The sequence below is a fragment of the Intrasporangium sp. genome, assembly GCF_051961875.1.
Lineage (GTDB): Bacteria > Actinomycetota > Actinomycetes > Actinomycetales > Dermatophilaceae > Intrasporangium_A.
In genome coordinates this window covers 14,574-37,060 of record NZ_JBQCCV010000055.1, presented here as the reverse complement: position 1 = coordinate 37,060, position 22,487 = coordinate 14,574, and the positions used below count along the sequence as shown (strand labels likewise).

Below are 22,487 nucleotides of genomic sequence, written 5' to 3'. Positions count from 1 at the left end.
CTACCCGCATCCCATCCCGCCTGATATCCGCACTCCGCCGGAGGTCGCCATGACTCTCGCCACATCGACCAACACCTCCCCCCTCACCCACACCCGTGCTGTCCTCGCCCGGGGCACGGCACTCGCTGGCGCGCTGTACGTCAGCGCCTGGATCACCGGACTGCTGGCGGGCCCGACCGCTCCGGCAGGCACCGCCTCGGATGCATCGGTCCACTCCTTCTACGTGGAGCACTCCGGCGCCGCGCTGGTGCAGTCGCTGCTCGTACATGGCATGGCGGGTCTCGCTCTCGCACTCCTGGCGCTCGGCACCGCTCGCCACTCGGCCGCCACGCGATCTGGCTCATCGCGGGTGACCCGGGCCGCCGGGCTCGCCGCTGCCGTCGTGTCGCTGGGACAGGCGGGGCTGGGCGTCGCCGCGGCCTGGCGACCGGAGACCGCGTCGGCTGCCCAGAGCGCGACCCTGTTCCACAGCATCAACATCGCTGACAGCATCAAACTGGTGCTCCTCGCCGGCTTCGTCGCCGCCGCCAGCACTGCTCTGCGCCACTGTGACCGACCCGCTCGAATCCCGGGTTGGATCGCCCTCATCCTCGTGCCGCTGCTGCCTGTCGGCGGCGCCGCCTTCCTGGTCTCCAACGCGGTGCTCACGGGTTTGCTGACGGTCTCGCTCCCCCTCCTGCTGCTGTGGACCCTCACCGTCTCCGTTTCGGTCCTGCGCCGGCGCTGACCGGGCGACCACGGTAAAGGAGGGCTGTCCCATGCTCCAGAGCGCGAATCTCGCGATCCGGTTCCTGCTCGAGCTCACGGTGCTCGCGGCTGTGACGGTCCTTGCCGTGCGCAGTATCCAGCCAGTGGTGTTGCGCTCGGCGGCGGCTGCCGCTGCTCCGCTGGCCGTGGCAACCGTCTGGGCGACCGTCGTCCACGGACCCGGCGTCCCCTCCTGGCTGCGTGCCACGGCCCAGATCGTGGTCTTCGGGGCAGCGGCACTCAGCATCGTGCGGCTCGGCCGGCCGCGTTTCGCTCTCGGCTTCGCCGTCGTCGCCGCAGCCAACGCCGCGCTGATGGCACTGCTCGCTCAGTGACAACGCCCCTCACGACAACGCCCCCGCTCAACGACGAACAGAGGATGACGACGTGCTCGAAACCATGACCACCCGCGGCCCGCTGCAGTACGACGAGCGCGGGTCCGGCATACCGGTGCTCCTGCTTCACGGGACGCCGGGCGGCTGCGACCAGGCGCTCGCGCTCGCGGGGATGCTCAACATCGACGCCCCAGTGATCGCGCCAACCCGGCCCGGGTATCTCGGCACCCCACTGGAGACGGGACGCACTCCGGAAGAACAAGCGGACGCCGCTGCGGCACTCCTCGACGATCTCGGTGTCGGGCGCGCCGTGGTTCTCGGGGTCTCGGGTGGCGGCATGTCCGCCGTCAAGCTCGCCGTGCGCCATCCGCACCGCGTGGCCCGGATGGTGCTCTGGGAAGCCGTGACTGGACCGACCGAACTCACCGTGGGCAACCTGCTTCGTGGCCCGCTCAGCTCGCGACTCGGCGGCAAGCTACTCGTGAAGGCGGTCCAACACACTCCGCGACTGGCACTACCACGAGCCGCAGCCGGCGACCCGCGCACTATCGCCACGTTGCAGGTCCTCACGCCGACGATGTTCCCCATGGACACTCGCAAGGCAGGGACGGCCAACGACGCCGACCAGGCCGCCACCTTCGTCCCCGACTGCCTCGCCGACATCTCCGTGCCGACTCTGCTCGTGCACGGCACCGCCGACGTCAACGTGCCCTACGCCCACTCCGAGCGGGCCGCTCGAACCATTCCGCACGCCCGCCTCGTCACGATCGATGGCGGCGACCACTACACGACGCTCGCCCACCCGCAAGCCGTGGCCGAGGTCGAATCCTTCCTGGGCGGGCTCACCTAGACAGGGGCGGCTTGCCGCCTCAGTCGATCAGGGCGCGCCTCTGCAGATCGCGCAGCAAAGTGGCGGCGTCGGTGAAGGGGAAGAGCTCGGGGCGTGGTGGATCGTCTCGGCCTCTGCCTGCTCCCTGCCGACGGCCGCCGCGACCGCCGGGACCGGGCCCCCAGAGCACGACAACGCCACCAAGGTCGAGCACCACTGTCGTCACGGATTGCCCCCAACGGCAGGAAGAGCAACCCGCTAGATCATGCACAGCACGATAGCGATCGCAGGGCCGACAGGCGCTGGCGACATGGGCGGCGTGGCACCAAGGCGGATTTCGTAGAGCCGGGCAGTTCCCGAGCTGGGCGCCGCGCTCCGCGGGAGGTCGGGACCCGGGCTCACTGCAGAGGGAATGGCGGCTCCGACCACCACGGGCGCGGTTCGACGCTGACCTGTTCGACCCACTTCACCCACCAGAAGCCCCGGCGTCCGGGCGCGACCAGCCTGACCGGTCCACCGTGGCCGGGCGAGAGCGGGACACCGGCGGCATGTGTGGCGAGCATCATCGTCGCGGCGTCCTGCCACGGGAAGCCCCTGGTGTAGCCGGTGACCGACCGCACCCAGATCGATCCGTGGTCCACCGCTCCCAGCAGGGTGTCCATCCGGATGCCACGCCATGACTGCACGGCCCACCAACCACCGGTGCAGTCCAACACTGCGGCGCGGGTCGTGTCGCTCATCGAGAGCAGTTCGTCGTAGGTGAGCCGCCTCGCCGGCTCACCAGTCCGGGTGACGGCCAACTGGTAGGCGCTTGGGTCCACGGAGGGCACCTCGTCTGTGAACCACTGTGTGATCGGCATCGCGATGGGTTCGCCGGATCCGGCCTCATACGACCCGGTCGCGCGCCGGCGGGCGCCCGGTAGACGTGCCACCGACGTCGCCGACTCCAGCACGCCGTATCCAATGGCCGCGGCCCCAAGCAGGGCGATTGCGCGCAACGCGGTTCGTCGGGTCAGGTCGGCCGCACGAGGTCGCTGTCGCCGACCCCTCACGTGGAGCAGGACGAGCGGTACTGCCGCAACGGCAAACGCGACGTGCGCGTCGAGGACAGTGACCCCAGCAACCTCGAAAGGCCCGAGGATGCTGTGCGCGATGCCTGCAGCGAGGCTGAGGGCGACCACGACGGCCAACGCGATCCCGAGGGCGTGCCCCCGCTGGCGCCGCAGTCCGCGTCGCACGATCACGCTCTTGCACGGGACGAGGACGAGAAGGCCCAGGCCCAAGACGCCGTGAAGGACACTCACGGCTCTGGACGTCAGAGGACCCTCGACCCCGAAGTCGAGCCAGCCGGTCAGGAAAGCTCCCGTCAGGAGCAGAAGGAGCGCGCGGTTGGTCCGCCTGCCCGGCCGGTGCAACAGGACCATCATTCAGTATGCCGCCGGGCCGGCCAGGTCTGTCGGGCAGCCTGAACGACTACATGCAGCCTCGAGGGCGGGGGACCTCGAGCATCACGCGCTCGGACCGGCTGCGGACCATTTGCGGACCGCAGACCGTCCCCGGTCACATAACCGCAGGTCAGAGACTTGAAAGTGGATGAGTCGGCCTGTACGCCGGGTTCTGTCCCGCGCCCCCGTTGCCGGTGGCGCGGTGGCGGCCATCCATCTCGGCCGGTCATTGCTGACCGGCTCCAGCGCCCTACCCGCGCACTCGACCGGGCCGGTCTCGAACGTGCGCTGTCTGGGCTTGCTCCGGGTGGGGTTTACCGAGCCGCCCCAGTCACCTGGAGCGCTGGTGGTCTCTTACACCACCGTTTCACCCTTACCAGCACGTGGCTGGCGGTCTGATTTCTGTGGCACTGTCCCGCGGGTCACCCCGGGTGGCTGTTGGCCACCACCCTGCCCTATGGAGCCCGGACGTTCCTCGGCAGGACCGAAGTCCTGACGCGACCGCCCGGCCGACTCATCCGCGTCCAGCATAAGGGGTATGCCGCTCACCGTCGTGCGCGCGGCCGCGCCCTCGCGTTCGCCACCCGGACGACAGAGGCGGCGCGACTCAGGCAACTACCGTCAGCTCGATCTTTCCCGTCGCGATGTCCGCCCCGTCGACCCTGACCCGGACGGATGCGCCCGGCTCAGCATGGCCGGACGCCTTGGCGAGCACGGCCAGTTCGGAGAACTGGACCGTGACGCTCTTGCCGTTCGCGGCGTCCACCACGATGGCCTCGACCGTCTTGCCGACCAGAGGCTGCAGCTCGGCGGCCTCGACGGCATCGGTGCAGCCCCGCTCGACACCACCGGCGCGCCGGTCCGACTCGCCCATGAGGACGGGGAGCAGGGGCAGAGCCTGACGAGCCCAGCCGGGCACCTCGGTCCCTTGCGACAGGGCTTCGCAGACGACGAGTCCGAAGCGGTCGACGAGGCGCCGCAAGGGCGCGGTGACGTGGGCGTAGACGCTCGCCACGGCGGCGTGCTCACGCTGCTCCGGCAGGGTGCCGTCGAACGGCGTATAGCCCGCCCCCCGGAAAAGCGCGGTCGCCTCGTGGATGAGTGCGAGGTGGCGCGGATCGGTGCGGTCGAGCGTCCGGAGGAATGCGCCATACGTCTGCTCCTCGGGCCACGGCACCCCGGCGGCTGCGGCCTGACACCGGAAGCGGTCCAGTTCCTTCGGCTCCGGTGCCGGCATCGTGCGGAGGATCCCGATGCCGCCGTCCAGCATGAGCTGGGCCGCGGCGATGCCGGTGAGCAGCGAGATCTGCGCGTTCCAGTCCTCGGCTGGCAGGAGTGGTCGGAACGACACGGAGAAGCCGCCCTTGCCGTCCTCCTGCACCACCTGCTCCGGCAGCGGGAGGCTTGCCCCACCGCGCTTCTGCTCCAAGGCGACTCGCTTGTCGCCGATCTCCTTGAGCAGCATGAGGGGTTCGTCGGCGGTGCCCATGTCGACCGCGCGCTGCACCTCGTCGTAGTCGTAGCGGCGCACACTGCGCACCAGGGCACGCGCGACGGAGACGGCCGTCTGCTCACCGCCCGGACCAAGCGTGATGTCCCAGACGAAGGCGGGACGCACCTCATCGGGCAGGAGACTGGTCGCACCTTCGCTGAGCTCACTCGGGTGGAGCTGGACCCGCATGTCCGGGCAGTAGATCGTCTGGCCCCGGTGCCTCGCCTCGACGTCGATCGCACCGCCGGGCCGCACGAACGCCGGCACGTCCGCGATGGCGTAACGGACGCGGTATCCGTCGCCCTGCCGCTCGAGGTGCATCGCCTGGTCGAGGTCCTTCGATCCCGCGGGGTCGATCGTGACGAACGGTACGTCGGTCGCGTCCCGGTCAGGCGGAGTAGCAGACGTCGCCGCCTGCTGCGCCTCGACGATGACCTGGGGCGGGAAGTCCTCGGGCACCTCGAACTCCCGACGGATCTCGGCGAAGCGCTGCGCCAGCTGCCGACCGATCGCGCCGGGCTCGGGCAGCCGGCGGTAGACGATGCTCCGCTTTGCCATGGGCGCCAGACTACGCAGCCGCCGGCCTCGATGGACGGTGCAGCGCCGCTCAGGAGTGTTCCCTACGCTGTGGCTCGTGCTCATCCTCCTGCCGCCGTCCGAGGGCAAGACACAGCGTCGGCGGGGTCGCTCCCTCGACCTCGGCGCCCTCTCGTTCCCGACGCTGACGCCGCTCCGGGATGAGGTCATCGCGGCCGTCGAGAAGGTGAGCTCGGAGTCGGACCCGTATGCCGTTCTGGGCGTCTCTCCCAACCTGACCGAGGAGGTGGCACGGAACACGCGCCTGCGCACGGCACCGACCGCGCCGGCGGGAGAGGTCTACTCCGGAGTGCTGTACGACGCGTTCGAACTCGCATCCCTCGACGCGGGCGCGAAACGTCGGGCCACCCGCTCTGTCGTCGTCCAGTCGGCCCTCTTCGGCGCGGTCCGCCTGTCCGATCGGATCCCCGCCTACCGGCTCTCCATGTCGGTGAACCTCCCCGGAGTCGGTGCGCTCGCGGCGGCCTGGCGGCCGGAGCTCGAACGGGTCCTTCCCGAGGCCGCTGGCCGGGGCGTCATCGTGGACTGCCGATCGAGCACGTATGCCGCTGCCTGGACTCCCCGGGGCGAGCTCGCTACCCGGTGGGTCCAGATCGTCGTGCCGGGTGCCACCCACATGGCCAAGCACACGAGGGGCCTGGTAGCACGCCACCTCGCCGGCAGTGGCGCGACCCCTCGGACCCCTGCGGCCCTCGGCGAGGCCCTCTCGGACGGCTTCGACGTATCACTCGCTCCCCCGACCCGCCCGGGCCGGCCCTGGGTTCTCTCCACCAGCACACGATCAGGCGGGTGACACTCGCTCAGGCCGCCCTCCCCTCGGTCGGCCCCATCGTCGACGTCGACGCCCTCGTGGACCGGGTGGTGCCGATCCTCGTCTTCCTCGTCGCGCTCACTGTCGTCGCCGAGATCTGCGACGCGGCAGGGCTGTTCGACGCCGCAGCCCACTGGGCTGCAAGGCTGGCCGGAGGCCGGGTCGTCGTCCTGTGGCTCCTGATCGCGAGCCTGTCGACGGTCTCGACGATCCTGCTCAGCCTCGACACGACGGCCGTACTGCTGACGCCGGTCGCGATCGTCGTCGCGCGGCAGGTCGGCGCCGCGGCGACGCCGTTCGCCATGACTACCCTCTGGCTCGCGAACACCGGCTCCCTCCTGCTGCCTGTCTCAAATCTGACGAACCTGCTTGCCCGGCGACCCTTCTCCGCCCTCGGGCTCGACGCCCGTGGCTACATCGCACTCATGTGGCGACCCGCTCTCGTCGCGGTGGTCATGACGGTGGCGGTCCTCTGGCTCGTCAACCGCCGCAGCCTTGCCGGACACTTCTCGGCGCCCCCGCGGGCCGAGCCGCACGACCCCGGTCTCATGCTCATGGCGGGCGTGGTGGTCCTCCTCATGGCGGCCGGCTTCGTCATCGGCGTCCAGCCCGCCTACCCGGCTGTCGCCGCCGCGCTCGCCCTGCTCGTGCTCACGTCGGTTCGAGCGCCGGTGCTGCTCCGGGGCATCCGCCCTCCCTGGCTCACGGTCGCCGCCCTCTGCGTGCTCTTCCTCGTCGTCGACACGGCACTCCGACACGGGCTGGAAGAGGTGCTCCGGTCGGTCATGGGTACCGGCACAAGGACGTTGGACCTGCTGCGTGTCAGTGGGATCGGTGCCGTGTCCGCCAACGCCATCGACAACCTGCCCGCGTATCTGGCTCTCGAACCGACTGTGTCGGACGCGCCGACGCGACTCGCGGCCCTGCTCATCGGCGTCAACGCAGGCCCCCTCGTCATTCCCTGGGGGTCGGTGGCCACGATCCTGTGGCTCCGGCAGTGCCGGCGGGCGGGACTGGCCGTGAGCGTGCGCCAGCTGGCCCTGCAGGGGCTTCTGTGCGCCGTCGTGGTCGTCGTGGCGGCCACTGTCAGCACCTCCCTCTAGGTTGATCTCACACCTCTACGCTCGTTGCTCCGGGCGCGAATCCGCATGTCGTCCAACCGGATTCGCTGTGGATGAACCCCCCGCAGTGTTCGACTCCCGGGTAGAATCGACAACATGTTCGACGACGTGATCACCTCGGGTTCCGCCCTCGCGGCGGGATCCGAGGCTGACTGGTCGAGCGAGCAGCTGACCGAGCTGGCCGCCCGCCTCGGCGAGCTGGACCTGGACGTGTCGGACTCCGAGCGGATCGACCAGCTGAGCGCGCTGGAGAAGGTCAAGGCCGCCTGCGCCGCGGCGCAGGCGCGGATCACGGACCGGTTCGTCGACTCGCAGGCCGAGCTCGCCAGGCAGTGGCGCGACCAGGCTCGGGCCTGCTCGGACGCGTCCGACTTCGACGGGTGGTGCGCCGCCCGGGAGCAGGCCCGCCGCCACGAGTTCACCCCGGCCACCGACGCTCACCGCGGGGACGGTGGCGGGCACGGTGGGGGCGGCGGGTCGGATCGCGCCTCCGGGCGCTCGTCTGCTGGGACGCGCCGGGCGCGCAACCCGCGCGCCGGGGTCGCCGCGCAGGTCGCGCTGGCCCGCCGCGAGTCCCCGGCCAAGGGCACCCGGATCGTCAGCACTGCCCTCGCGCTGACCCGCCACCTGCCACACACCCTGGCCGCCCTGAGCGCCGGGCGGCTCAACGAACACCGCGCCTGCCTGGTCGCCCGCCACACCAGCCACCTGAGCGCCGAGCTCGCCGCCACCGTCGACGCGCAGGTCATCGGCGCCCACCCCGAGACGGTCGGCACCTGGGGCGACCGCGAGCTCGAACGCCATGTCCGCGCCTGCGCCGACCGGCTCGACGCGGCCGCCGCCACCGAGCGCGCCCGCACCGCCGAGTCCGACCGACGCGTCACCCTGCGCCCCATCCCCGACACCATGGCCCTGCTCACCGCGGTCCTGCCCGTCGCCCAGGCCGTCGCCGTGCACGCCGCCCTCGCCCGCGCCGCGGCCACCGCCAAAGCCGCCGGCGACCCCCGCTCCACCGGCCAGCTCATGGCCGACACCCTCGTCGCCCTCGTCACCGGACAACGCGCCGCCACCGACATCCCGATCGAGGTCCAGGTCATCATCACCGACCGCGCCCTCTTCGGCGGCGACGACACCGCCGCCCACATCCCGGGCTACGGACCGGTCCCCGCCGCCTGGGTACGCCACCTGCTCACCCCCGACGGCCTCACCCCCGACGACCTCAGCGCCGACGAACCCGACACCGACGACACGGACCGGACCGGCACCGAGCATCCCCCCGAAGGCGAGGCCGACTGTGACGACTCGGGCGACCTCCTCGCGCCCAACGACCTCGACACGCTGGGCGACCTCCTCGATGCGGCCAACGACCTCGACGACTTGGGCGACCTCCTTGATGCGGCCAACGACCTGGACGACACCGACGCCGGCGACTTGATGCACGACTCTGACGGGGCCCAGCCAGACCCACCCCCGCTCCGCCCACCCCCACCGGAACCGGGAGCAGTCGCCCCACCCGCCGCATCGCCGCGGCAGTCCCGCCGCGCCCACACCTGGCTGCGCCGTCTCTACACCGACCCGGGCACCGGCACCCTCGTGACCATGGACTCCCGACGGCGCCTGTTCGACGCCGGCCTGCGCCGCTACCTGATCGCCCGCGACGGGGTCTGCCGCACCCCGTGGTGCGATGCGCCGATCCGCCACCTCGACCACATCCAGCCCCACGCCGAGGGCGGACCCACCACCGCCGCCAACGGCCAGGGCCTCTGCGTGCGCTGCAACCTCGTCAAAGACCTCCCCGGCTTCCATGCCCGCGTCATCCACCCCGGCTTCCATGCCCGCGTCATCCACCCCGGCTTCCATGCCCGGGTCACCCACCCCGGCCCCGTCGCCAACGGCACCCCTGTCGGCCACCCCGGCGACAACCCCGGCAGCAGCGACCGCATCGACAGCATCGACCGCGAGCCGAGCAGGGCACTCCCGCACACCGTGCAGCTGACCACCCCCACCGGACACACGTACACCTCGCTCGCCCCACCGGTCCTGCCGGGCCCGGGGACCCCACCCGAGCCCACACACGACCAGGGTCGGCTCGAGCCCGCACCCGCCCTGGCCGGCGGCTCCTACGGCCGCGGCATCGTCATCGACCTGCGCAGCTGGCACCGCAGCCCGCTCGAGACAGAAATCGAACGGCACCTCGCCGGCTGAGACCCGCGGTGGGACGCGCAGGCCACCGCGACGGGCGCGTTTTGGGAGGATGGGCCCCATGACCCGCGACGCGCGCTCCGAACGGCTCCTGCTCGCCGACGACCTCGACCGGCTCGGTCCCGACGCTCCCACCCTCTGCACGGGCTGGCAGACCCGCGACCTCGCGGCGCACGTCGTCATCCGCGACTCGAGGCCCGACCTCGCCGTCGGTGAGCACCTGCCCTTCGTGCGCGACCGGGCCAAGCGAGAGATGCGGCGGATCGCCAACAGCGCCTACCCCGAGCTCATCGCGCGGATCCGCCAGGGCGCACCGAGTTGGAACCCGATGTCGTGGGAGGCGGTCGACGAACGGACCAACCGGCTCGAGTTCTTCGTCCACCACGAGGACGTCCGGCGAGCGCAGGACGGGTGGACGGCCCGCGATCTCGACAGTGAGCACGAGCGACACCTCTGGACCGACCTGCGGCGTTTCGCGCGGCTCGCCTTCCGGCGCTCGCCCACCGGGATCGTCCTCGTCGCGGAAGGCCTGGGCCGGACCGCCGCCAAGCTCCCCGACGACCGGGGCACCGTCGTCATCCGTGGTGCGGCCCAGGAACTGGTCCTGTTCGCCTTCGGGCGCACCGGCGTCGCGCAAGTGGACCTCTCGGGTGACGCCGACGACATCGCGGCCCTCCAGGCGACGCGGCTGAGCATCTAAGGCGGGCGGCGCGACCGCCCCGCAGACGTCAGCGGACGACGACACCGGCCTCCCGCAGCGAGGCCTTGACGTCGCCCACCGTGAGCTCCCGGAAGTGGAACACGCTCGCAGCGAGCACGGCGTCGGCCCCGGCCCGGACCGCCGGCGCGAAGTGCTCGACGCGGCCGGCACCCCCGGACGCGATGACCGGGACGGAGACGGCCGCCCGAACCTGCCGGATCAGGTCGAGGTCGAATCCCTCCTTCGTCCCGTCGGCGTCCATCGAGTTGAGCAGGATCTCGCCCGCCCCGAGCTCCGCCGCCCGCGCACACCACTCGATGGCGTCGAGGTCGACCGGGGTGCGGCCCCCGTGGGTGGTCATGACGAAGTCGCCGGTCGGCTCTCCATCGGCACCCCGGCGGCGCCGCACGTCGGCCGACAGGACGAGCACCTGTGCCCCGAACCGGTCCGAGATCTCCGCGAGCAGCTCGGGCCGGGCGATCGCGGCCGTGTTGACGCCGACCTTGTCGGCACCCGCCCGGAGGAGCCGGTCGACGTCCGTCACCGACCGCACGCCGCCACCGACGGTGAGCGGGATGAAGACCTGCTCCGCGGTGCGCCGCACCACGTCATAGGTCGTCTCCCGGTCGCCGCTGCTCGCCGTGACGTCGAGGAAGGTCAGCTCGTCGGCGCCCTGCCGGTCGTAGAGGTGCGCGAGCTCGACCGGGTCCCCGGCGTCCCGCAGGTTCTCGAAGTTGACGCCCTTCACGACACGGCCCGCGTCGACGTCGAGACAGGGGATCACCCTCGTGGCCACGGTCATGGCGTCAGGGTAGGCGCTCGGTAAGGTCACGAGCATGTGGGACCAGATCACGGAACCGGCCGATCCCGCCCACGTGGCAGCGGTCGTCCCGCTGGCCCGCGCCTCCGAGCCCCGTTGCGGCGCAACGGTGGTCGTCGCCGTGGACGGCTACAGCGGGTCCGGCAAGACGACGCTCGCAGCCGCCGTGGCGGCCGCCCTCGAGGCGCAGGTGGTCCACCTCGACCTCATCTACCCGGGCTGGGACGGCCTCGCCGAGTCGGTCGACATCCTCACCACGCGGGTCCTGCGGCCGATGTCGGAAGGCCGCCCAGCGGCATACCGGCGTTGGGACTGGAACCGTGACGAGTGGGCCGAGGAGCACGTCGTCCTCCCTGCGCCATACGTCGTCGTGGACGGCTGCGGTTCCAGCGTCATGCCTGCAGGGGCGTATGCCGCGGTGCGCGTCTTCCTCGACGCCGACACCTCGCTGCGCCGGACACGCGGCCTGCGCCGCGACGGGCAGACGTACGCGCCGCACTGGGAACGGTGGGCCGCCCAGGAGCGCGCGCTGTTCGAGCGCGACGGGACGAGACAGCGTGCTGACCTCGTGATCGACACGACTACGGTCTGAGGGTGACCACCCAGCACGAGTCGTCGACGCAAACCCGACCGCGCCCCCTGCCGTCCTTCTGGATCATGGTGGTCGCCCTGCTCGCGGTTGCCGTCAACCTCCGGGTGACCATGACGAGCGTCCCCCCGCTCATCGACACGATCTCGGCGGGCCTCGGCCTCAGCCACGCGATGGCCGGACTGCTCACGGCCCTGCCGGTCCTCTGCATGGGAGTCTTCGCGCCGCTCGCGAGCCGGCTCGCCCATCGAGTGGGCGCGGTCGTCGCGGTGCTCTTCTCGGCGGTGGCCATCCTGCTCGGTACGGTCGGGCGAGGGTTCGGCGGCCACGTCGTGCTCCTCTATCTCGGCACCTTCCTCGCCGGCGTCGGCATCTCGATCGCCGGCACCCTCCTGCCCCAGCTCGTCAAGGCCTTCTTCCCGCCCGAACGGGTCGGTCTCGTGACCGGTCTCTACATGGCCGGCATGCTCGGCGGTGCCACCCTCGCATCCGCCGTTGCCGTCCCCCTGGCAGACGCACTCGGCTCGTGGCAGGGCTCGCTCGGGTCGTGGTCCATCCTCGCAGCGCTCGGCGTCCTCATCTGGGCGCCGTTCGCGCTCCGGGCCAACCCGCACCACATCCGTGGGGAGGCCAGGCCCGGCGGGCTGCCATGGCGCAGCCTCACGGCGTGGACCGTCGCCATCTACCTGGCCCTGCAGTCGTGGTGCTTCTACTCGTCGATCGCGTGGTTCGCCCCCACCTACGTCGAGCACGGCTGGTCCAAGGCCGGCGCGGGCTACCTGCTCGCGGCCTTCACGACCGCGCAGATCATCTCGGGACTCTTCGGCCCGGTCATCAGCGACCGCGTCCGCGACATGCGGGTGCTGCTGCTCGTCTCCGCGGCGCTCAGCGTCATCGGCTGCTTCGGCGTCTACCTCGCCCCGCTCGCTGCCCCGTGGGTGTGGGCGTTCGTCATCGGGCTCGGTCAGGGGTCGGCGTTCTCACTTGGACTCGTCCTGCTCGTCCGCTACGCCCGGACACCGGGCGCGAGTGCGCGGCTGAGCGGCATGGGCTTCCTCGTCTGCTACACGCTCGCGTCGGTCGGCCCGCTCGCGATGGGGGCGATCCGCGACCACATCGGGACGCTGTCGGTCACGTGGCTGATCCTCGGCGTCATCGGCATCGTCCAGTCGCTCGTGGCGCTCCGGCTGCGCCCGGGGCTGACCAAGGTGGCCTGACGCGGGTCACCGCCGCCATGTCGGTGACCCGCGGGTCATGGCCCGGCGACGGCGACCTGCGCCCAGGTCTGCCCCCCGTCGGTGGTCTTCCAGTAGCCGCCCGCCGAGTCGGCCGAGAGCGCGTAGTAGACCGACCCACCCGGGGCACCGACCCACGCCCAGCCATCTGACGGGAGGGCCGGAGCCCCGCTGGGCGGCGCCCAGGTCACCCCTCCGTCCGTGCTGACAGCCATCGAGCCGTGAACGGCCGGGCTGCCACCCGAAACGGCGAGCAGGCTCGAGCCGTCGGCGGCGGCGAACGAGGTGCGCCCGGCATCGACGAGGACCAGCCGGTCGGTGCTCACGGCGTGCCACGTCGCCCCCCCGTCGGAGCTCGACTCGACCGCATAGCCCACGTGGCCCGCGGCACCGCTCGATGGGCACACCGCGAACAGGACTGATCCCGTCACTGGCGCGACGAGCTGGCTGCCCTGGCCGTTGCCGCAGCCCTTCGGGCCCGCGACGTGCAGTCCGTCCGGCTGGACGACGACGGGGCCGGGCGGCCGGGTCCCGGGTGCCGGGTGCACGACCGGTGACACGTAGGCGTGGCCCGCGTGCCAGGAGATCCCCGCGCCGCTGACCCCCGCACCACCGTCGATCATGCCGGCGACGTCGCTCGCGGCCCCGGCGCTTACGGGCGCCCGGACGATGCTGATCGACCCGTGGCACGTGCCGCCGGAGCAGCCGGGAGCGGCCGTGAGGACCACGTCCGTCCCGTCGGTCTCGAGGTCGATGACATCGCCACCCGGGTGCGGGTAGTCCTGCCAGGTGCGGCCGCCGTCGGTGGTCCGCATCACGCCACCGCCGAAGACCCAACCGACAGAGGGGTTCGCGAAGCGGACGTCGCTGAGCCGGCCCGACCCACCAGGCTGTCCAGGGCCCGTGCCGACCGCAGCCGTCCCGGCCGGGAAGGTGTGCAGCAGGCTCCACGTCGCACCGTTGTCGCTGGACGTCGCGAGCGCCGGGCACGAGCCACCGGAGCAGGGCACGGTGCCGAGGGCGAAGAGGCGACCGTTGCCCGCTGTCGTGACCGAGCGGAGCCGGAAACCGGCCGGCACGGGACCGCCGCCTGGGGTGGGCGCCGTCGTCGCGCTCGTCGGCGCTCCGGGGGAGGTCGACGGAGTGGGCGATGTCGGCTCGGTCGTCGTGGGGTGAGTCGTCGGGGCGACCGAGGAGGTCGCCGGCGAGCTCGGCGTCAGGCCGGGGCCGGTCCGCAGCAGCCCCCAGCCCAGTGCTCCGGCGAGCGCCACGACCGCGGCGGCGGCGAGGAGGTAGCGGGCCCACGGGGTCGGTCGCCGCCCGGCTGTCGCCACGATCCGGTGCCAGCGGGACTCGTCGGGCTCGAGGATCGGGGCCTCGGCGCGCTCCCGGGCGAAGAAGTCGTCGACCGACTCGTGCCGCGGTCCGTTGCGGGGATCGTCGCTCATCGCACGCCCTCCAGCTGTGCCGCCATCCGTCGACGGGCATCGAACAGGTCTCGCTTCACGGCGCCCTCCGACTTGCCGAGCCGGGCCGCGACCACGGCAACGGGCAGGTCGGCGTAGTAGCGCAGGATCACCGGCAGCCGCAGGCCGTCGGGGAGGGCGAGCACCACGTCACGGACGGTGAGGCGGGTGGCCGCGTCGAGGTCCCCTCCCGAACCGCCCGCGGAGACAACGGCGCGGCCGTAGGCGGAGCTCTCACGGCCCTGCTTGCGCCAATGGTCGCGCACGAGGTTCGCCGTGACCGTGTAGAGCCAGGCCCGCGGGTCCTGCACCGTCGACTGCTCCCGCAGTAGCCGGACAAAGGCCTCGGTCGCGAAGTCGTGCCCCAGTTCCCGGTCTCCGACCAGCCGGGCGGCCCACCCGGCGAGGGGCCCGTAGTGCGCGTCGTAGATCTCGCGGACCACCTGCTCCGCGTTGCGGTCAGCTCCTCGCATCCGGCCTCCCTCGGACTGGAGGGTCACGTCGGCGACCGGCCCACGCACCATTGTGGCGGCGTGGGCCGCTCTCCGGCTCGCAACGACACGCACGTCAGCGCGTGAAGCGGGCGTCATAGACGGCGTGCAGCTGCCCGTCCTGCTCGGCCGCGTTGTGGACCGCGAGGACGAGGTGCCCGCCGTGCAGGTCGTCGTGGTAGGTGACATAGGTCGTCCCCGCCGCACCGCTCGAGGAGACGCGGCGCCAGTGGCTCCCGCCGGGGTCGGCGTGGGCGAAGAGGATGTTCGCCACGCGGGGCGTGGCGTAGCTGGCGGCCGCCCGGCGGTCGCCGCGCCCCCAGGCCTGCACGAGCCGGTCGGCGTACGCGACCGGTCCGATCGGGTGCGCCTGGGAGAAGCGGACCTGGTAGGCCGCGTGCTGGCGTCCCTCGCTGAGCAGGACGTCGCTGACGCCGATGGTGACCGTGCCGCCGCGAGCATCGTCGTGGTAGGTAGCGTAGTTGGTCCCGGGCGCGCACAGCGACCAGGTACGCCGCCAGCTCACCCCGCCGGGGTCGGAGTAGGCGAAGAGGGCCCGGGCGACCGATGCGGTCCCGAGCTGGTCGACCTGCTGGCGGTCTCCGCGACCCCAGGCCCGGACCAGGTTGTCTGCGTAGGCGACCGGGCTCGTCGTCGTGACGGCCGCCAGGGCGGGAGCGCCCGAGGCGCTCAGCGGGCCGGCGAGGTCGGGCGCGCCGCCGGACGAGGCCGTCGCGTGGGCCGCTCCCGTGAGGGCCGCAGCTCCGAGGACCGCGGCCGCCCCCAGTGCGGTGACGGAAGCCGATGTGATCTTCATGGCGATCTCCCAAGGGTCTGGACGGTGGATCCGCCCGTGTTCTTGAGACGCCGATGGGCCCGCTGGGGTTGGGGGTGTGCTGGGTCAGCCCCAGAAGTCGTCCCAGCCGCCGGTCACCTGGGGCGTCGCGGACGAGCGGAGCCGCTCCGTCACGGCGAACCGGCCGCGGTAGAACAGCAGCGGCCGGCCGGGCTGGACGAGCTCGAGGTCGGCGACCCTGCCGACGACGACGTCGTGGTCGCCGGTGACGTGCACGTTGTCGATGTCGCAGTGCACCCGGGCGAGGACGTCAGGCAGGGCGGGCGCGCCGGAGGATGACGGGTGCCAGTCGAGGCCCTCGAACCGGGCGCCGGTCCGTGAGCCGAAGCGGTCGACCATCTCCTGCTGGGCGTAGCGCAGGATGTTGACGCAGAAGACGCCGCTGTCGCGCATCCGTGGCCACGACCGGCCGCGATGGTCGGCGCAGAAGAGGACCAGGGGCGGCTCGAGCGAGACCGAGGTGAAGGACTGGCAGGCGAAGCCCACCGGTCCGCCTTCGCTGTCGAGGCCGGTCACGACGGTGACCCCTGTGGCGAAGTGGCCGAGAACGTGCCGCATCCGCTCCGGCGTCGGCCCCGCGCTCGTGCGCGGCTCGGTCACGAGGCGTTCCCATCGACCTCGGGGTCGGCAGGCTCGCCGAGGGCCTGGATCAGCGCAACCAGCCGGGAAGCCTCCTGCTCGCCGAAGGCGCCGTCCGCCTTCTGGATCGCCATGACGGCGACCGTGTCGAGGTCGTCGAGGTCGAGGCTGACCCACGGCGCTCCCCCGCCGAACTGGACCGAGACGATCTGGGTCCACTCGAGGCGGCGGGTGACGACGAGGTTGCGCACGACGAGCCCCTCCCGGCTCGGCACCGCCGACAGCGACGCGAAGCGCCAGGCGAGCAGGGCGATGATGACGCCGAACGAGAAGAACATGAGCCGGTCGACGATGCCCCAGAGAGCGTGCCCGGAGACGGTCGGCAGGAGCGCGGCGATGACGCCGAAGATGATCAGCGCGCCCCAGACGATGCCGAGCGCGACGAATCGGCCGCGCCGGGGACGGAAGGGCGCGAAGGCGTCTTGGTGGTGGGGCTGGCGCGGGGTGGCGGGATACGGGTCGGGCATGTCGTCACTCACGGGTCAGAGGCGGCAGGCCGCGATGTCGGTGACGAGGATCGCCCGGGCGCCGAGGTCGTAGAGCTGGTCCATGACCCGGTTCCGGCCGAATCGGGGCACCATGGCACGCACGGCGACCCACTCCTCGTCCTGAAGGGGTGAGACGGTGGGCGACTCAAGTCCCGGCGTCAGCTCGGTCGCCTCGTCGACGAGGTGCCGCGGGCAGTCGTAGTCGAGCATGACGTAGGTGCGTGCCGTCCGGACGCCCATGAGCCGGCGCTCGAGGACGTCGACGGCCACCTCCGGGCCGGGTCGGTTGCCCTTGATGAGGACGGCCTCGGAGTGCAGGATCGGCTCCCCGAACACCTCGAGCCCCTGGTTGCGCAGGGTCGTGCCCGTCTCGACGACGTCGGCGATGACGTCCGCGACACCGAGCGTGATGGCGGTCTCGACCGCCCCGTCGAGCCGGACGACGTCGGCGGCGATCCCGCGGTCGGCGAGGTCCTTGCGGACCAGCCCGGGGTAGGAGGTCGCGACGCGCTTGCCCTCGATGTCGGCGACGGACGCGACGACGCCGGGCTTCGCGGCATACCTGAAGGTCGAGCTGCCGAAGCCGAGCGACATGAGCTCGATGGCGTCGACCCCCGCGTCGAGCAGCAGGTCACGCCCGGTGACACCGGCGTCGACGGTCCCAGCGCCGACGTAGACCGCGATGTCGCGCGGGCGGAGGTAGAAGAACTCGACCTCGTTGTCGAGGTCCTGCACGATCAGCTCCTTGGGCTCCCGGCGGGTGCGGTAGCCCGCCTCGCGGAGCATCTCGGTCGTCGACTCGGACAGGGACCCCTTGTTGGGCACGGCAATCTTCAGCATCGGTCGACCTCAGAGGTGGGCGTAGACGTCGTCGAGGGTGATTCCCTTGGCGACCATGAGGACCTGCAGGTGGTAGAGCAGCTGGCTGATCTCCTCGGCCGTCTCGTCGTGGGACTGGTACTCGGCGGCCATCCAGACCTCGGCCGCCTCCTCCACGATCTTCTTGCCGATCGAGTGGACACCCGCGTCGAGGGCACGCACCGTGCCCGAGCCGTCGGGGCGGGTGGCGGCCTTGTCGGCCAGCTCCGCGTACAGCTGCTCAAAGCTCTTCACGGGGCCACAGCCTAACGAGGGGTATGCCGCTCACCTCGGCCCGCTCAGTCCGTGGCCTACACGGTCGGCCGGCTCAGCACCCCGCGGAGCGCGGCGACCGTGGCGACCGCGGCGGTGGCCGCCTCGTGGCCCTTGTCCTCCGCGGATCCGGGCAGGCCGGCCCGGTCGATCGCCTGCGCCTCGTCGTCGCACGTCAGCACGCCGAAGCCGATCGGGGTGCTCGTCCGGGTCGCCACGTCGGTGATCCCGACGGTCGCTGCCTGGCAGACGTACTCGAAGTGGGGAGTGCCCCCGCGGATGACGACACCCAGCGCGACGAGCGCGTCGTAGCGGTCCGCGAGGGCCGCGCAGGCGACGGGCAGCTCGAACGTGCCGGGCACCCGGACGACGTCGACATCCGTCACGCCGGCGTCGTCGAGCCCTCGGCGGGCACCGTCGAGCAGCCCGTCCATCACGGCCTCGTGCCAGGAGGCTGCGACGATGCCGACCCGGAGGCCGGTGCCCTCCGTCCTGATCTGGGGCGCGCCGTCCTTCATGCCGTCTCCTCTTGGGTGTGGTCGAGGACGAGGTCGTGCCCCATCCGGTCGCGTTTCGTCAGCAGGTAGTGCTCGTTGTCGCGGCCGACGCCCGTCTGGATCCGTTCGACGGCGACCACCTCGACACCGTGCGCCCGCAGGGCCGCGACCTTGCGCGGGTTGTTGGTCAGGAGCACCACCTGGCGCACCTCGAGGTCGTGAAGGATGGCGGCCGGAGCGGCGTACTCACGGGCGTCGACGGGCAGGCCGAGCGCGGTCTGCGCGTCGACGGTGTCCGCGCCGCGGTCCTGTTCGGCATAGGCGCGCAGCTTGTCGACGAGGCCGACACCCCGGCCTTCGTGACCCCCGATGTAGACGAGGAGGCCGCCCTCGCGCCCGACGCGGGCGAGGGAGGCCTGCAGCTGCGGCCCGCAGTCGCACCGGAGCGAGCCGAAGGCGTCGCCGGTGAGGCACTCGGAGTGGAGCCGGGTGAGGACGGGGCCGCGGCCGAGACCCCGGGAGCTGACGAGGGCGACGTGCTCCTCCCCCGTCAGCGTGTCGCGATAGGCGTGCGCGGTGAAGGTGCCGTGGGGCGTCGGGATCCGGGTCGTCGCGAGCCGCTCGACGCGGTCGTGGCGCTGCCGCCACTCGATGAGCTCCTCGATCGTGATGACGGGCAGTCCCTCCGCGTGCCCCAGCGCCAGGACGGCGTCATACCGCATCATCCGGCCGTCGTCGTGGACGAGCTCGCCTATGACGCCCACCGCGGGCAGCCCCGCGAGCCGGGCCAGGTCGGTGGCGGCCTCGGTGTGCCCAGGTCGGGCGAGGACACCGCCCGGCCTGGCCCGGAGGGGCAGGACGTGACCCGGCCGGATGAGGTCATCCGGCCGGCTCGCCGGGTCGGCCAGCACGCGGACGGTCCGGGTCCGGTCCGCGGCACTGATGCCGGTCGTGACCCCCATGGCTGCATCGACGGAGACGGTGTACGCGGTCCGCAGCGGGTCGCGGTTGTCAGCGACCATGAGCGGCAGCGCGAGCCGGTCGGCGATGTCCGCCGTCATGGGTGCGCAGAGGTAGCCCGAGGAGTGCCGGATCGTCCACGCTGTCCACCGCTCGGTCGCGGTGGCGGCGGCCAGCACGACGTCGCCCTCGTTCTCCCGGTCCTCCGAGTCGAGGACCAGGACCGGGCGCCCGTCGGCGAGCGCGGCGAGGGCGTCCTCGATGGTCGACATCCGTCGCGTCATGGCTGCACCCCTGCCGAGACACCGGCAACGACGGGGCCGCCCGCCGACAGCAGGCGCTCGACGTACTTCGCGAGGACGTCGACCTCGATGTTCACGTCGTCGCCGACTCCCTTGCGCCCCAAGGTCGTCAGCTCGAGGGTAGTCGGGATGAGGGAGACCGAGAAGCCTTCGTCGGACACCGCCGTGACGGTGAGGCTGACCCCGTCGACGGTGATCGACCCCTTCTCGACGACATAGCGCGCGAGGCCCGGGGCGAGCCGGAAGTCCACGGTCTCCCAGCGGTCCCCGGGGCGGCGAGCCGTGATGACCGCCGTGCCGTCCACGTGCCCCTGGACGACGTGTCCGCCGAACCGTCCAGCGGCCGCCATGGCGCGCTCGAGGTTCACACGGTCTCCCGGCGCGAGCGAGCCGAGGGACGTGCGCGAGAGCGTCTCGGCCATGACGTCGACCGCGAAGCCCCGCTCGTCGTGCTCGGTGACCGTGAGGCAGACGCCGTTGACCGCGATGGACGCGCCGTGCACCGCGTCCGACACGACGAGCGGCCCCTCGATGTGCAGCACGGCGGAGTCCTGCCCCTGCTCGATGGCTCTGACGGTGCCGAGCTCCTCGACGATCCCGGTGAACATCCTGCTACTCCTCTGTGCCGGCCGCGACGGGCGCGACAAGGTGGATCCGGACGTCCGGTCCGAGGAGGCGGACGTCCTTGGTCGAGAGCCGGCGGATGCCGGCCATGGTGGTGATGCCGAGGTCGCCGACAGCTGCGGTGCCGGCGCCGAGCAGGGCCGGGGCGAGGTAGGCGTACACCTCGTCGACGAGGCCGGCGCGGAGGAAGGCGGCGGCCAGGGTGGGGCCACCCTCGAGCCAGACGTCGCGGATCCCCTTCTCCCAGAGGCACTCGAGCGCCTCCTCGGGGTCGCGGGTCGCCATCGTCGCGACTGGGCCCGGCTCCTGATGCAGCCGGGCCCCGGCCGGCACCTCCGAGGTGCCTATGACGGCGCGGAGCGGCTGACCGTCCAGCGGTCGTCCGGCGCCGTCGCGCACGGTCAGTCGCGGGTCGTCAGCGAGGACCGTGCCCGTGCCGACGAGGACGGCGTCCCGGGTCGCCCGGAGCCCGTGCACGTCGGCCCGCGCCTCGGGCCCGGTGATCCACCGGCTCGAGCCGTCGGCGGCGGCACTGCGCCCGTCGAGGGTGGCCGCGAACTTCCACGTCACGAGGGGTCGCCCGAGCCGCACCGTCCGGGCCCACCTCTCGTTGAGCGCCGTCGCCTCCTCGGCGAGACACGCCCCGGTGACGTCGATGCCGGACCGGCGCAGCACCTCGGCACCGCCAGCGGCCCTCGGGTTCGGGTCGGCCTGGCCGTAGACGACGCGCTCCACACCCGCGGCCACGAGCGCCGGCGCGCAGGGGCCCGTCCGCCCCGTGTGCGCGCACGGCTCGAGCGTGACGTATGCCGTGCAGCCGCGGGCGCGCTCCCCCGCGCCGGCGAGCGCGTCCGCCTCGGCGTGCGGGGACCCGGCCCCGCGGTGGAAGCCCTCGGCGACGAGGTGCCCCTCCGGGTCGACGAGCACGCAGCCGACCCGCGGGTTGGGGTCGGGCCACGGGCCTCGCGCTGCGAGCGCGAGCGCCCGCTCCATCCACCGGCGGTCCACCATCGAGATCACGCCACCGCCGCGGCTTCCGGCTCGGGGCTGGGTCGCTCGGTCCGCGTGGCGCGCAGCCAGACGACGAAGCCGTAGATGACGAAGACGGCGTAGACCGCGTACAGGACGGCCGTCGGGATGTACCCCGAGTGGATCAGCAGCGGCACCCCGACGAGGTCGACGCCGATCCAGGCGAGCCAGAACTCGTTCCAGCCGCGGGCCATCGCGTAGGTCGCGATCATCGAGCCGATGAAGATCCACGCGTCGCACCAGTAGTACCAGCGCGGGGCGGGCCAGCCGGCACCGATCGCGGCGAAGGCCCACTGGACGAGCACGACGCCGGCGACCCAGACGAGGACCATCGCCAGCCGTTCGCGGGCGGTCGCCCAACGTGGGGTGATGGCTGGCTTCGACGAGTCACGCCCGTCGAGCCGCCGGACCTGACGCCAGCGCCACCAGCCGTAGATGCTCGTGAGGATGAAGAAGATCTGCCGGCCCGACTGGCCGAAGAGCGGCGCCCGACCGTCGCCCACATCGAAGGTCACGGTGATGTAGACGAAGAAAAGCAGGACGTTGCCGACGATCCCGATCGGCCACGCCCACACACGCCGCACGAGGCCGCCGACCGCCGAGCCGAGTCCGAAGAGGACCCCGATGAGCTCGAGCCAGTGCAGCTGGTAGCCGCCGATCGGGATACTCGCCTCGTAGAGCCACCGCAGCATGTCCATCTGGGCTTCCTCCGTGTCGTCCGAACTGTCAAGGACGAGCTCCGGGAAGAAACCACCATGGCCGGCGCCGCACCGGTCCACGACCGACGCTCACGCCAACCCCGTGCTGCCTCCCATCCGGACTTTCACCGTCGGTCCCGGAATTTCACCAGGTCAACCGGCCGCTGGCTGCGGCCGGGTCGCGGACTTTCACCGCCGGTTCGGAATTACACCGACCCCGGAGCACGTCCTCGCATTATGGCATCCGACGCGCGCGCCGCGTAGCGCCCTCCCGTGTGATGGGCCGCACGCCGGGTCGGCGTGGGGGTGTGTCCCGTCGAGTGAGCAGTTGGTCCCATGAGCCTCACAGGTGGTGCGGCCAGGCGGGAGGTATGCGCCAGGCC

Annotated in this window: 24 protein-coding genes, 1 other RNA gene and 1 riboswitch; of the genes, 9 read left to right on the top strand and 16 right to left on the bottom strand. The window is 72.0% G+C overall.

All coding sequences use genetic code 11. The features are described 5' to 3' along the window. The 3 genes from ACTHJJ_RS03490 to ACTHJJ_RS03480 all read left to right on the top strand — a co-directional run. Positions 1–727: hypothetical protein (locus ACTHJJ_RS03490; RefSeq protein WP_440301544.1), on the top strand; the 727-nt coding region annotated here is incomplete at its 5' end. A gap of 31 nt (positions 728–758) precedes the next feature. Then, positions 759–1,082 (top strand): DUF2568 domain-containing protein, encoded by a 324-nt coding sequence (locus ACTHJJ_RS03485; RefSeq protein ID WP_440301543.1) that lies wholly within the window; start codon positions 759–761, stop codon positions 1,080–1,082. A gap of 52 nt (positions 1,083–1,134) precedes the next feature. After that, complete coding sequence (locus tag ACTHJJ_RS03480; protein WP_440301542.1) at positions 1,135–1,932, top strand: alpha/beta fold hydrolase; 798 nt, start codon at positions 1,135–1,137, stop codon at positions 1,930–1,932. Positions 1,933–2,309: 377 nt separating this feature from the next. Here ACTHJJ_RS03480 and ACTHJJ_RS03475 read toward each other — a convergent pair whose 3' ends face one another. The 3 genes from ACTHJJ_RS03475 to ACTHJJ_RS03465 form a co-directional block, all read right to left on the bottom strand. Next, a complete protein-coding gene (locus tag ACTHJJ_RS03475; RefSeq protein WP_440301541.1) occupies positions 2,310–3,215 on the bottom strand; it encodes a molybdopterin-dependent oxidoreductase in 906 nt (301 codons plus the stop codon). Positions 3,216–3,501: 286 nt separating this feature from the next. Then, an RNA gene (gene rnpB, locus ACTHJJ_RS03470) (RNase P RNA component class A) lies at positions 3,502–3,873 on the bottom strand. A 90-nt stretch (positions 3,874–3,963) separates the two neighbouring features. After that, complete coding sequence (locus ACTHJJ_RS03465; RefSeq protein WP_440301540.1) at positions 3,964–5,406, bottom strand: RNB domain-containing ribonuclease; 1,443 nt, start codon at positions 5,404–5,406, stop codon at positions 3,964–3,966. Positions 5,407–5,482: 76 nt separating this feature from the next. Here ACTHJJ_RS03465 and ACTHJJ_RS03460 point away from each other — a divergent pair, with 76 nt between their 5' ends. From ACTHJJ_RS03460 to ACTHJJ_RS03445, 4 genes are all read left to right on the top strand, one after another. Continuing rightward, positions 5,483–6,238, top strand: coding sequence for a YaaA family protein (locus ACTHJJ_RS03460; RefSeq protein WP_440301539.1), 756 nt, complete (start codon positions 5,483–5,485; stop codon positions 6,236–6,238). Next, positions 6,235–7,359 (top strand): SLC13 family permease, encoded by a 1,125-nt coding sequence (locus tag ACTHJJ_RS03455; RefSeq protein WP_440301538.1) that lies wholly within the window; start codon positions 6,235–6,237, stop codon positions 7,357–7,359. Before ACTHJJ_RS03460 ends, ACTHJJ_RS03455 begins: the two co-directional genes overlap by 4 nt. 114 nt (positions 7,360–7,473) lie before the next feature. Further along, the gene (locus ACTHJJ_RS03450; protein WP_440301537.1) at positions 7,474–9,582 is read left to right on the top strand and encodes a DUF222 domain-containing protein; all 2,109 of its coding nucleotides are present in this window, start codon (positions 7,474–7,476) and stop codon (positions 9,580–9,582) included. Between the two features lie 58 nt (positions 9,583–9,640). Next, positions 9,641–10,279, top strand: coding sequence for a TIGR03085 family metal-binding protein (locus ACTHJJ_RS03445; protein ID WP_440301536.1), 639 nt, complete (start codon positions 9,641–9,643; stop codon positions 10,277–10,279). Between the two features lie 28 nt (positions 10,280–10,307). Here the strand turns inward: ACTHJJ_RS03445 and hisF are convergent, their stop codons facing one another. Beyond that, complete coding sequence (hisF, locus tag ACTHJJ_RS03440) at positions 10,308–11,081, bottom strand: imidazole glycerol phosphate synthase subunit HisF (RefSeq protein ID WP_440301535.1); 774 nt, start codon at positions 11,079–11,081, stop codon at positions 10,308–10,310. Positions 11,082–11,115: 34 nt separating this feature from the next. Here hisF and ACTHJJ_RS03435 point away from each other — a divergent pair, with 34 nt between their 5' ends. Further along, the gene (locus tag ACTHJJ_RS03435; protein WP_440301534.1) at positions 11,116–11,691 is read left to right on the top strand and encodes a hypothetical protein; all 576 of its coding nucleotides are present in this window, start codon (positions 11,116–11,118) and stop codon (positions 11,689–11,691) included. 2 nt (positions 11,692–11,693) lie between these two features. Then, positions 11,694–12,905 carry an MFS transporter gene (locus ACTHJJ_RS03430; RefSeq protein WP_440301533.1) on the top strand — a complete coding sequence of 404 codons (1,212 nt, stop codon included), beginning with the start codon at positions 11,694–11,696 and terminating at the stop codon, positions 12,903–12,905. 35 nt (positions 12,906–12,940) lie between these two features. On the opposite strand, the gene ACTHJJ_RS03425 is transcribed toward ACTHJJ_RS03430, so the two are convergent. The 12 genes from ACTHJJ_RS03425 to ACTHJJ_RS03370 all read right to left on the bottom strand — a co-directional run bounded on the left by ACTHJJ_RS03425 (position 12,941) and on the right by ACTHJJ_RS03370 (position 22,104). After that, positions 12,941–14,371 carry a WD40/YVTN/BNR-like repeat-containing protein gene (locus ACTHJJ_RS03425; RefSeq protein ID WP_440301532.1) on the bottom strand — a complete coding sequence of 477 codons (1,431 nt, stop codon included), beginning with the start codon at positions 14,369–14,371 and terminating at the stop codon, positions 12,941–12,943. After that, positions 14,368–14,862 (bottom strand): RNA polymerase sigma factor, encoded by a 495-nt coding sequence (locus ACTHJJ_RS03420; RefSeq protein ID WP_440301531.1) that lies wholly within the window; start codon positions 14,860–14,862, stop codon positions 14,368–14,370. The genes ACTHJJ_RS03425 and ACTHJJ_RS03420 overlap by 4 nt, the downstream gene beginning before the upstream one ends. A gap of 94 nt (positions 14,863–14,956) precedes the next feature. After that, positions 14,957–15,697, bottom strand: a complete 741-nt coding sequence (locus ACTHJJ_RS03415; protein WP_440301530.1) for a hypothetical protein — start codon at positions 15,695–15,697, stop codon at positions 14,957–14,959. An 84-nt stretch (positions 15,698–15,781) separates the two neighbouring features. Then, positions 15,782–16,336, bottom strand: a complete 555-nt coding sequence (locus ACTHJJ_RS03410; RefSeq protein WP_440301529.1) for a flavin reductase family protein — start codon at positions 16,334–16,336, stop codon at positions 15,782–15,784. Beyond that, positions 16,333–16,854 (bottom strand): PH domain-containing protein, encoded by a 522-nt coding sequence (locus tag ACTHJJ_RS03405; RefSeq protein WP_440301528.1) that lies wholly within the window; start codon positions 16,852–16,854, stop codon positions 16,333–16,335. The genes ACTHJJ_RS03410 and ACTHJJ_RS03405 overlap by 4 nt, the downstream gene beginning before the upstream one ends. Before the next feature lie 3 nt (positions 16,855–16,857). Then, on the bottom strand, positions 16,858–17,703 hold the full coding sequence (gene hisG / locus ACTHJJ_RS03400) for an ATP phosphoribosyltransferase (protein ID WP_440301527.1): 846 nt from the start codon (positions 17,701–17,703) through the stop codon (positions 16,858–16,860). Between the two features lie 9 nt (positions 17,704–17,712). After that, complete coding sequence (locus ACTHJJ_RS03395; protein ID WP_440301526.1) at positions 17,713–17,976, bottom strand: phosphoribosyl-ATP diphosphatase; 264 nt, start codon at positions 17,974–17,976, stop codon at positions 17,713–17,715. A gap of 56 nt (positions 17,977–18,032) precedes the next feature. Beyond that, positions 18,033–18,512 (bottom strand): 6,7-dimethyl-8-ribityllumazine synthase, encoded by a 480-nt coding sequence (ribH, locus tag ACTHJJ_RS03390; RefSeq protein WP_440301525.1) that lies wholly within the window; start codon positions 18,510–18,512, stop codon positions 18,033–18,035. Further along, positions 18,509–19,735 carry a 3,4-dihydroxy-2-butanone-4-phosphate synthase gene (gene ribB / locus ACTHJJ_RS03385; protein WP_440301524.1) on the bottom strand — a complete coding sequence of 409 codons (1,227 nt, stop codon included), beginning with the start codon at positions 19,733–19,735 and terminating at the stop codon, positions 18,509–18,511. The genes ribH and ribB overlap by 4 nt, the downstream gene beginning before the upstream one ends. After that, positions 19,732–20,361 carry a riboflavin synthase gene (locus tag ACTHJJ_RS03380; RefSeq protein WP_440301523.1) on the bottom strand — a complete coding sequence of 210 codons (630 nt, stop codon included), beginning with the start codon at positions 20,359–20,361 and terminating at the stop codon, positions 19,732–19,734. The genes ribB and ACTHJJ_RS03380 overlap by 4 nt, the downstream gene beginning before the upstream one ends. A 4-nt stretch (positions 20,362–20,365) precedes the next feature. Further along, entirely contained in the window at positions 20,366–21,388 is a 1,023-nt protein-coding gene (ribD, locus tag ACTHJJ_RS03375) for a bifunctional diaminohydroxyphosphoribosylaminopyrimidine deaminase/5-amino-6-(5-phosphoribosylamino)uracil reductase RibD (RefSeq protein WP_440301545.1), read from the bottom strand. Positions 21,389–21,393: 5 nt separating this feature from the next. Further along, on the bottom strand, positions 21,394–22,104 hold the full coding sequence (locus tag ACTHJJ_RS03370) for a nicotinamide mononucleotide transporter family protein (RefSeq protein ID WP_440301522.1): 711 nt from the start codon (positions 22,102–22,104) through the stop codon (positions 21,394–21,396). Positions 22,105–22,204: 100 nt separating this feature from the next. Further along, positions 22,205–22,333, bottom strand: a riboswitch (FMN riboswitch). Between the last annotated feature and the right edge of the window lie 154 nt (positions 22,334–22,487).

What these genes read in the sequence shown, in the direction of transcription:
- ACTHJJ_RS03485 (WP_440301543.1), top strand. Translation starts at nt 759, where the DNA reads ATGCTCCAGAGCGCGAATCTCGCGATCCGGTTCCTGCTCGAGCTCACG.
- ACTHJJ_RS03425 (WP_440301532.1), bottom strand. Translation starts at nt 14,371, where the DNA reads ATGAGCGACGATCCCCGCAACGGACCGCGGCACGAGTCGGTCGACGAC.
- ACTHJJ_RS03380 (WP_440301523.1), bottom strand. Translation starts at nt 20,361, where the DNA reads ATGTTCACCGGGATCGTCGAGGAGCTCGGCACCGTCAGAGCCATCGAG.
- ribD (WP_440301545.1), bottom strand. Translation starts at nt 21,388, where the DNA reads ATGGTGGACCGCCGGTGGATGGAGCGGGCGCTCGCGCTCGCAGCGCGA.
- ACTHJJ_RS03420 (WP_440301531.1), bottom strand. Translation starts at nt 14,862, where the DNA reads ATGCGAGGAGCTGACCGCAACGCGGAGCAGGTGGTCCGCGAGATCTAC.
- ACTHJJ_RS03415 (WP_440301530.1), bottom strand. Translation starts at nt 15,697, where the DNA reads ATGAAGATCACATCGGCTTCCGTCACCGCACTGGGGGCGGCCGCGGTC.
- hisG (WP_440301527.1), bottom strand. Translation starts at nt 17,703, where the DNA reads ATGCTGAAGATTGCCGTGCCCAACAAGGGGTCCCTGTCCGAGTCGACG.
- ribH (WP_440301525.1), bottom strand. Translation starts at nt 18,512, where the DNA reads ATGAAGGACGGCGCGCCCCAGATCAGGACGGAGGGCACCGGCCTCCGG.
- ACTHJJ_RS03435 (WP_440301534.1), top strand. Translation starts at nt 11,116, where the DNA reads ATGTGGGACCAGATCACGGAACCGGCCGATCCCGCCCACGTGGCAGCG.
- ACTHJJ_RS03465 (WP_440301540.1), bottom strand. Translation starts at nt 5,406, where the DNA reads ATGGCAAAGCGGAGCATCGTCTACCGCCGGCTGCCCGAGCCCGGCGCG.
- hisF (WP_440301535.1), bottom strand. Translation starts at nt 11,081, where the DNA reads ATGACCGTGGCCACGAGGGTGATCCCCTGTCTCGACGTCGACGCGGGC.
- ACTHJJ_RS03370 (WP_440301522.1), bottom strand. Translation starts at nt 22,104, where the DNA reads ATGGACATGCTGCGGTGGCTCTACGAGGCGAGTATCCCGATCGGCGGC.
- ACTHJJ_RS03450 (WP_440301537.1), top strand. Translation starts at nt 7,474, where the DNA reads ATGTTCGACGACGTGATCACCTCGGGTTCCGCCCTCGCGGCGGGATCC.
- ACTHJJ_RS03445 (WP_440301536.1), top strand. Translation starts at nt 9,641, where the DNA reads ATGACCCGCGACGCGCGCTCCGAACGGCTCCTGCTCGCCGACGACCTC.
- ribB (WP_440301524.1), bottom strand. Translation starts at nt 19,735, where the DNA reads ATGACGCGACGGATGTCGACCATCGAGGACGCCCTCGCCGCGCTCGCC.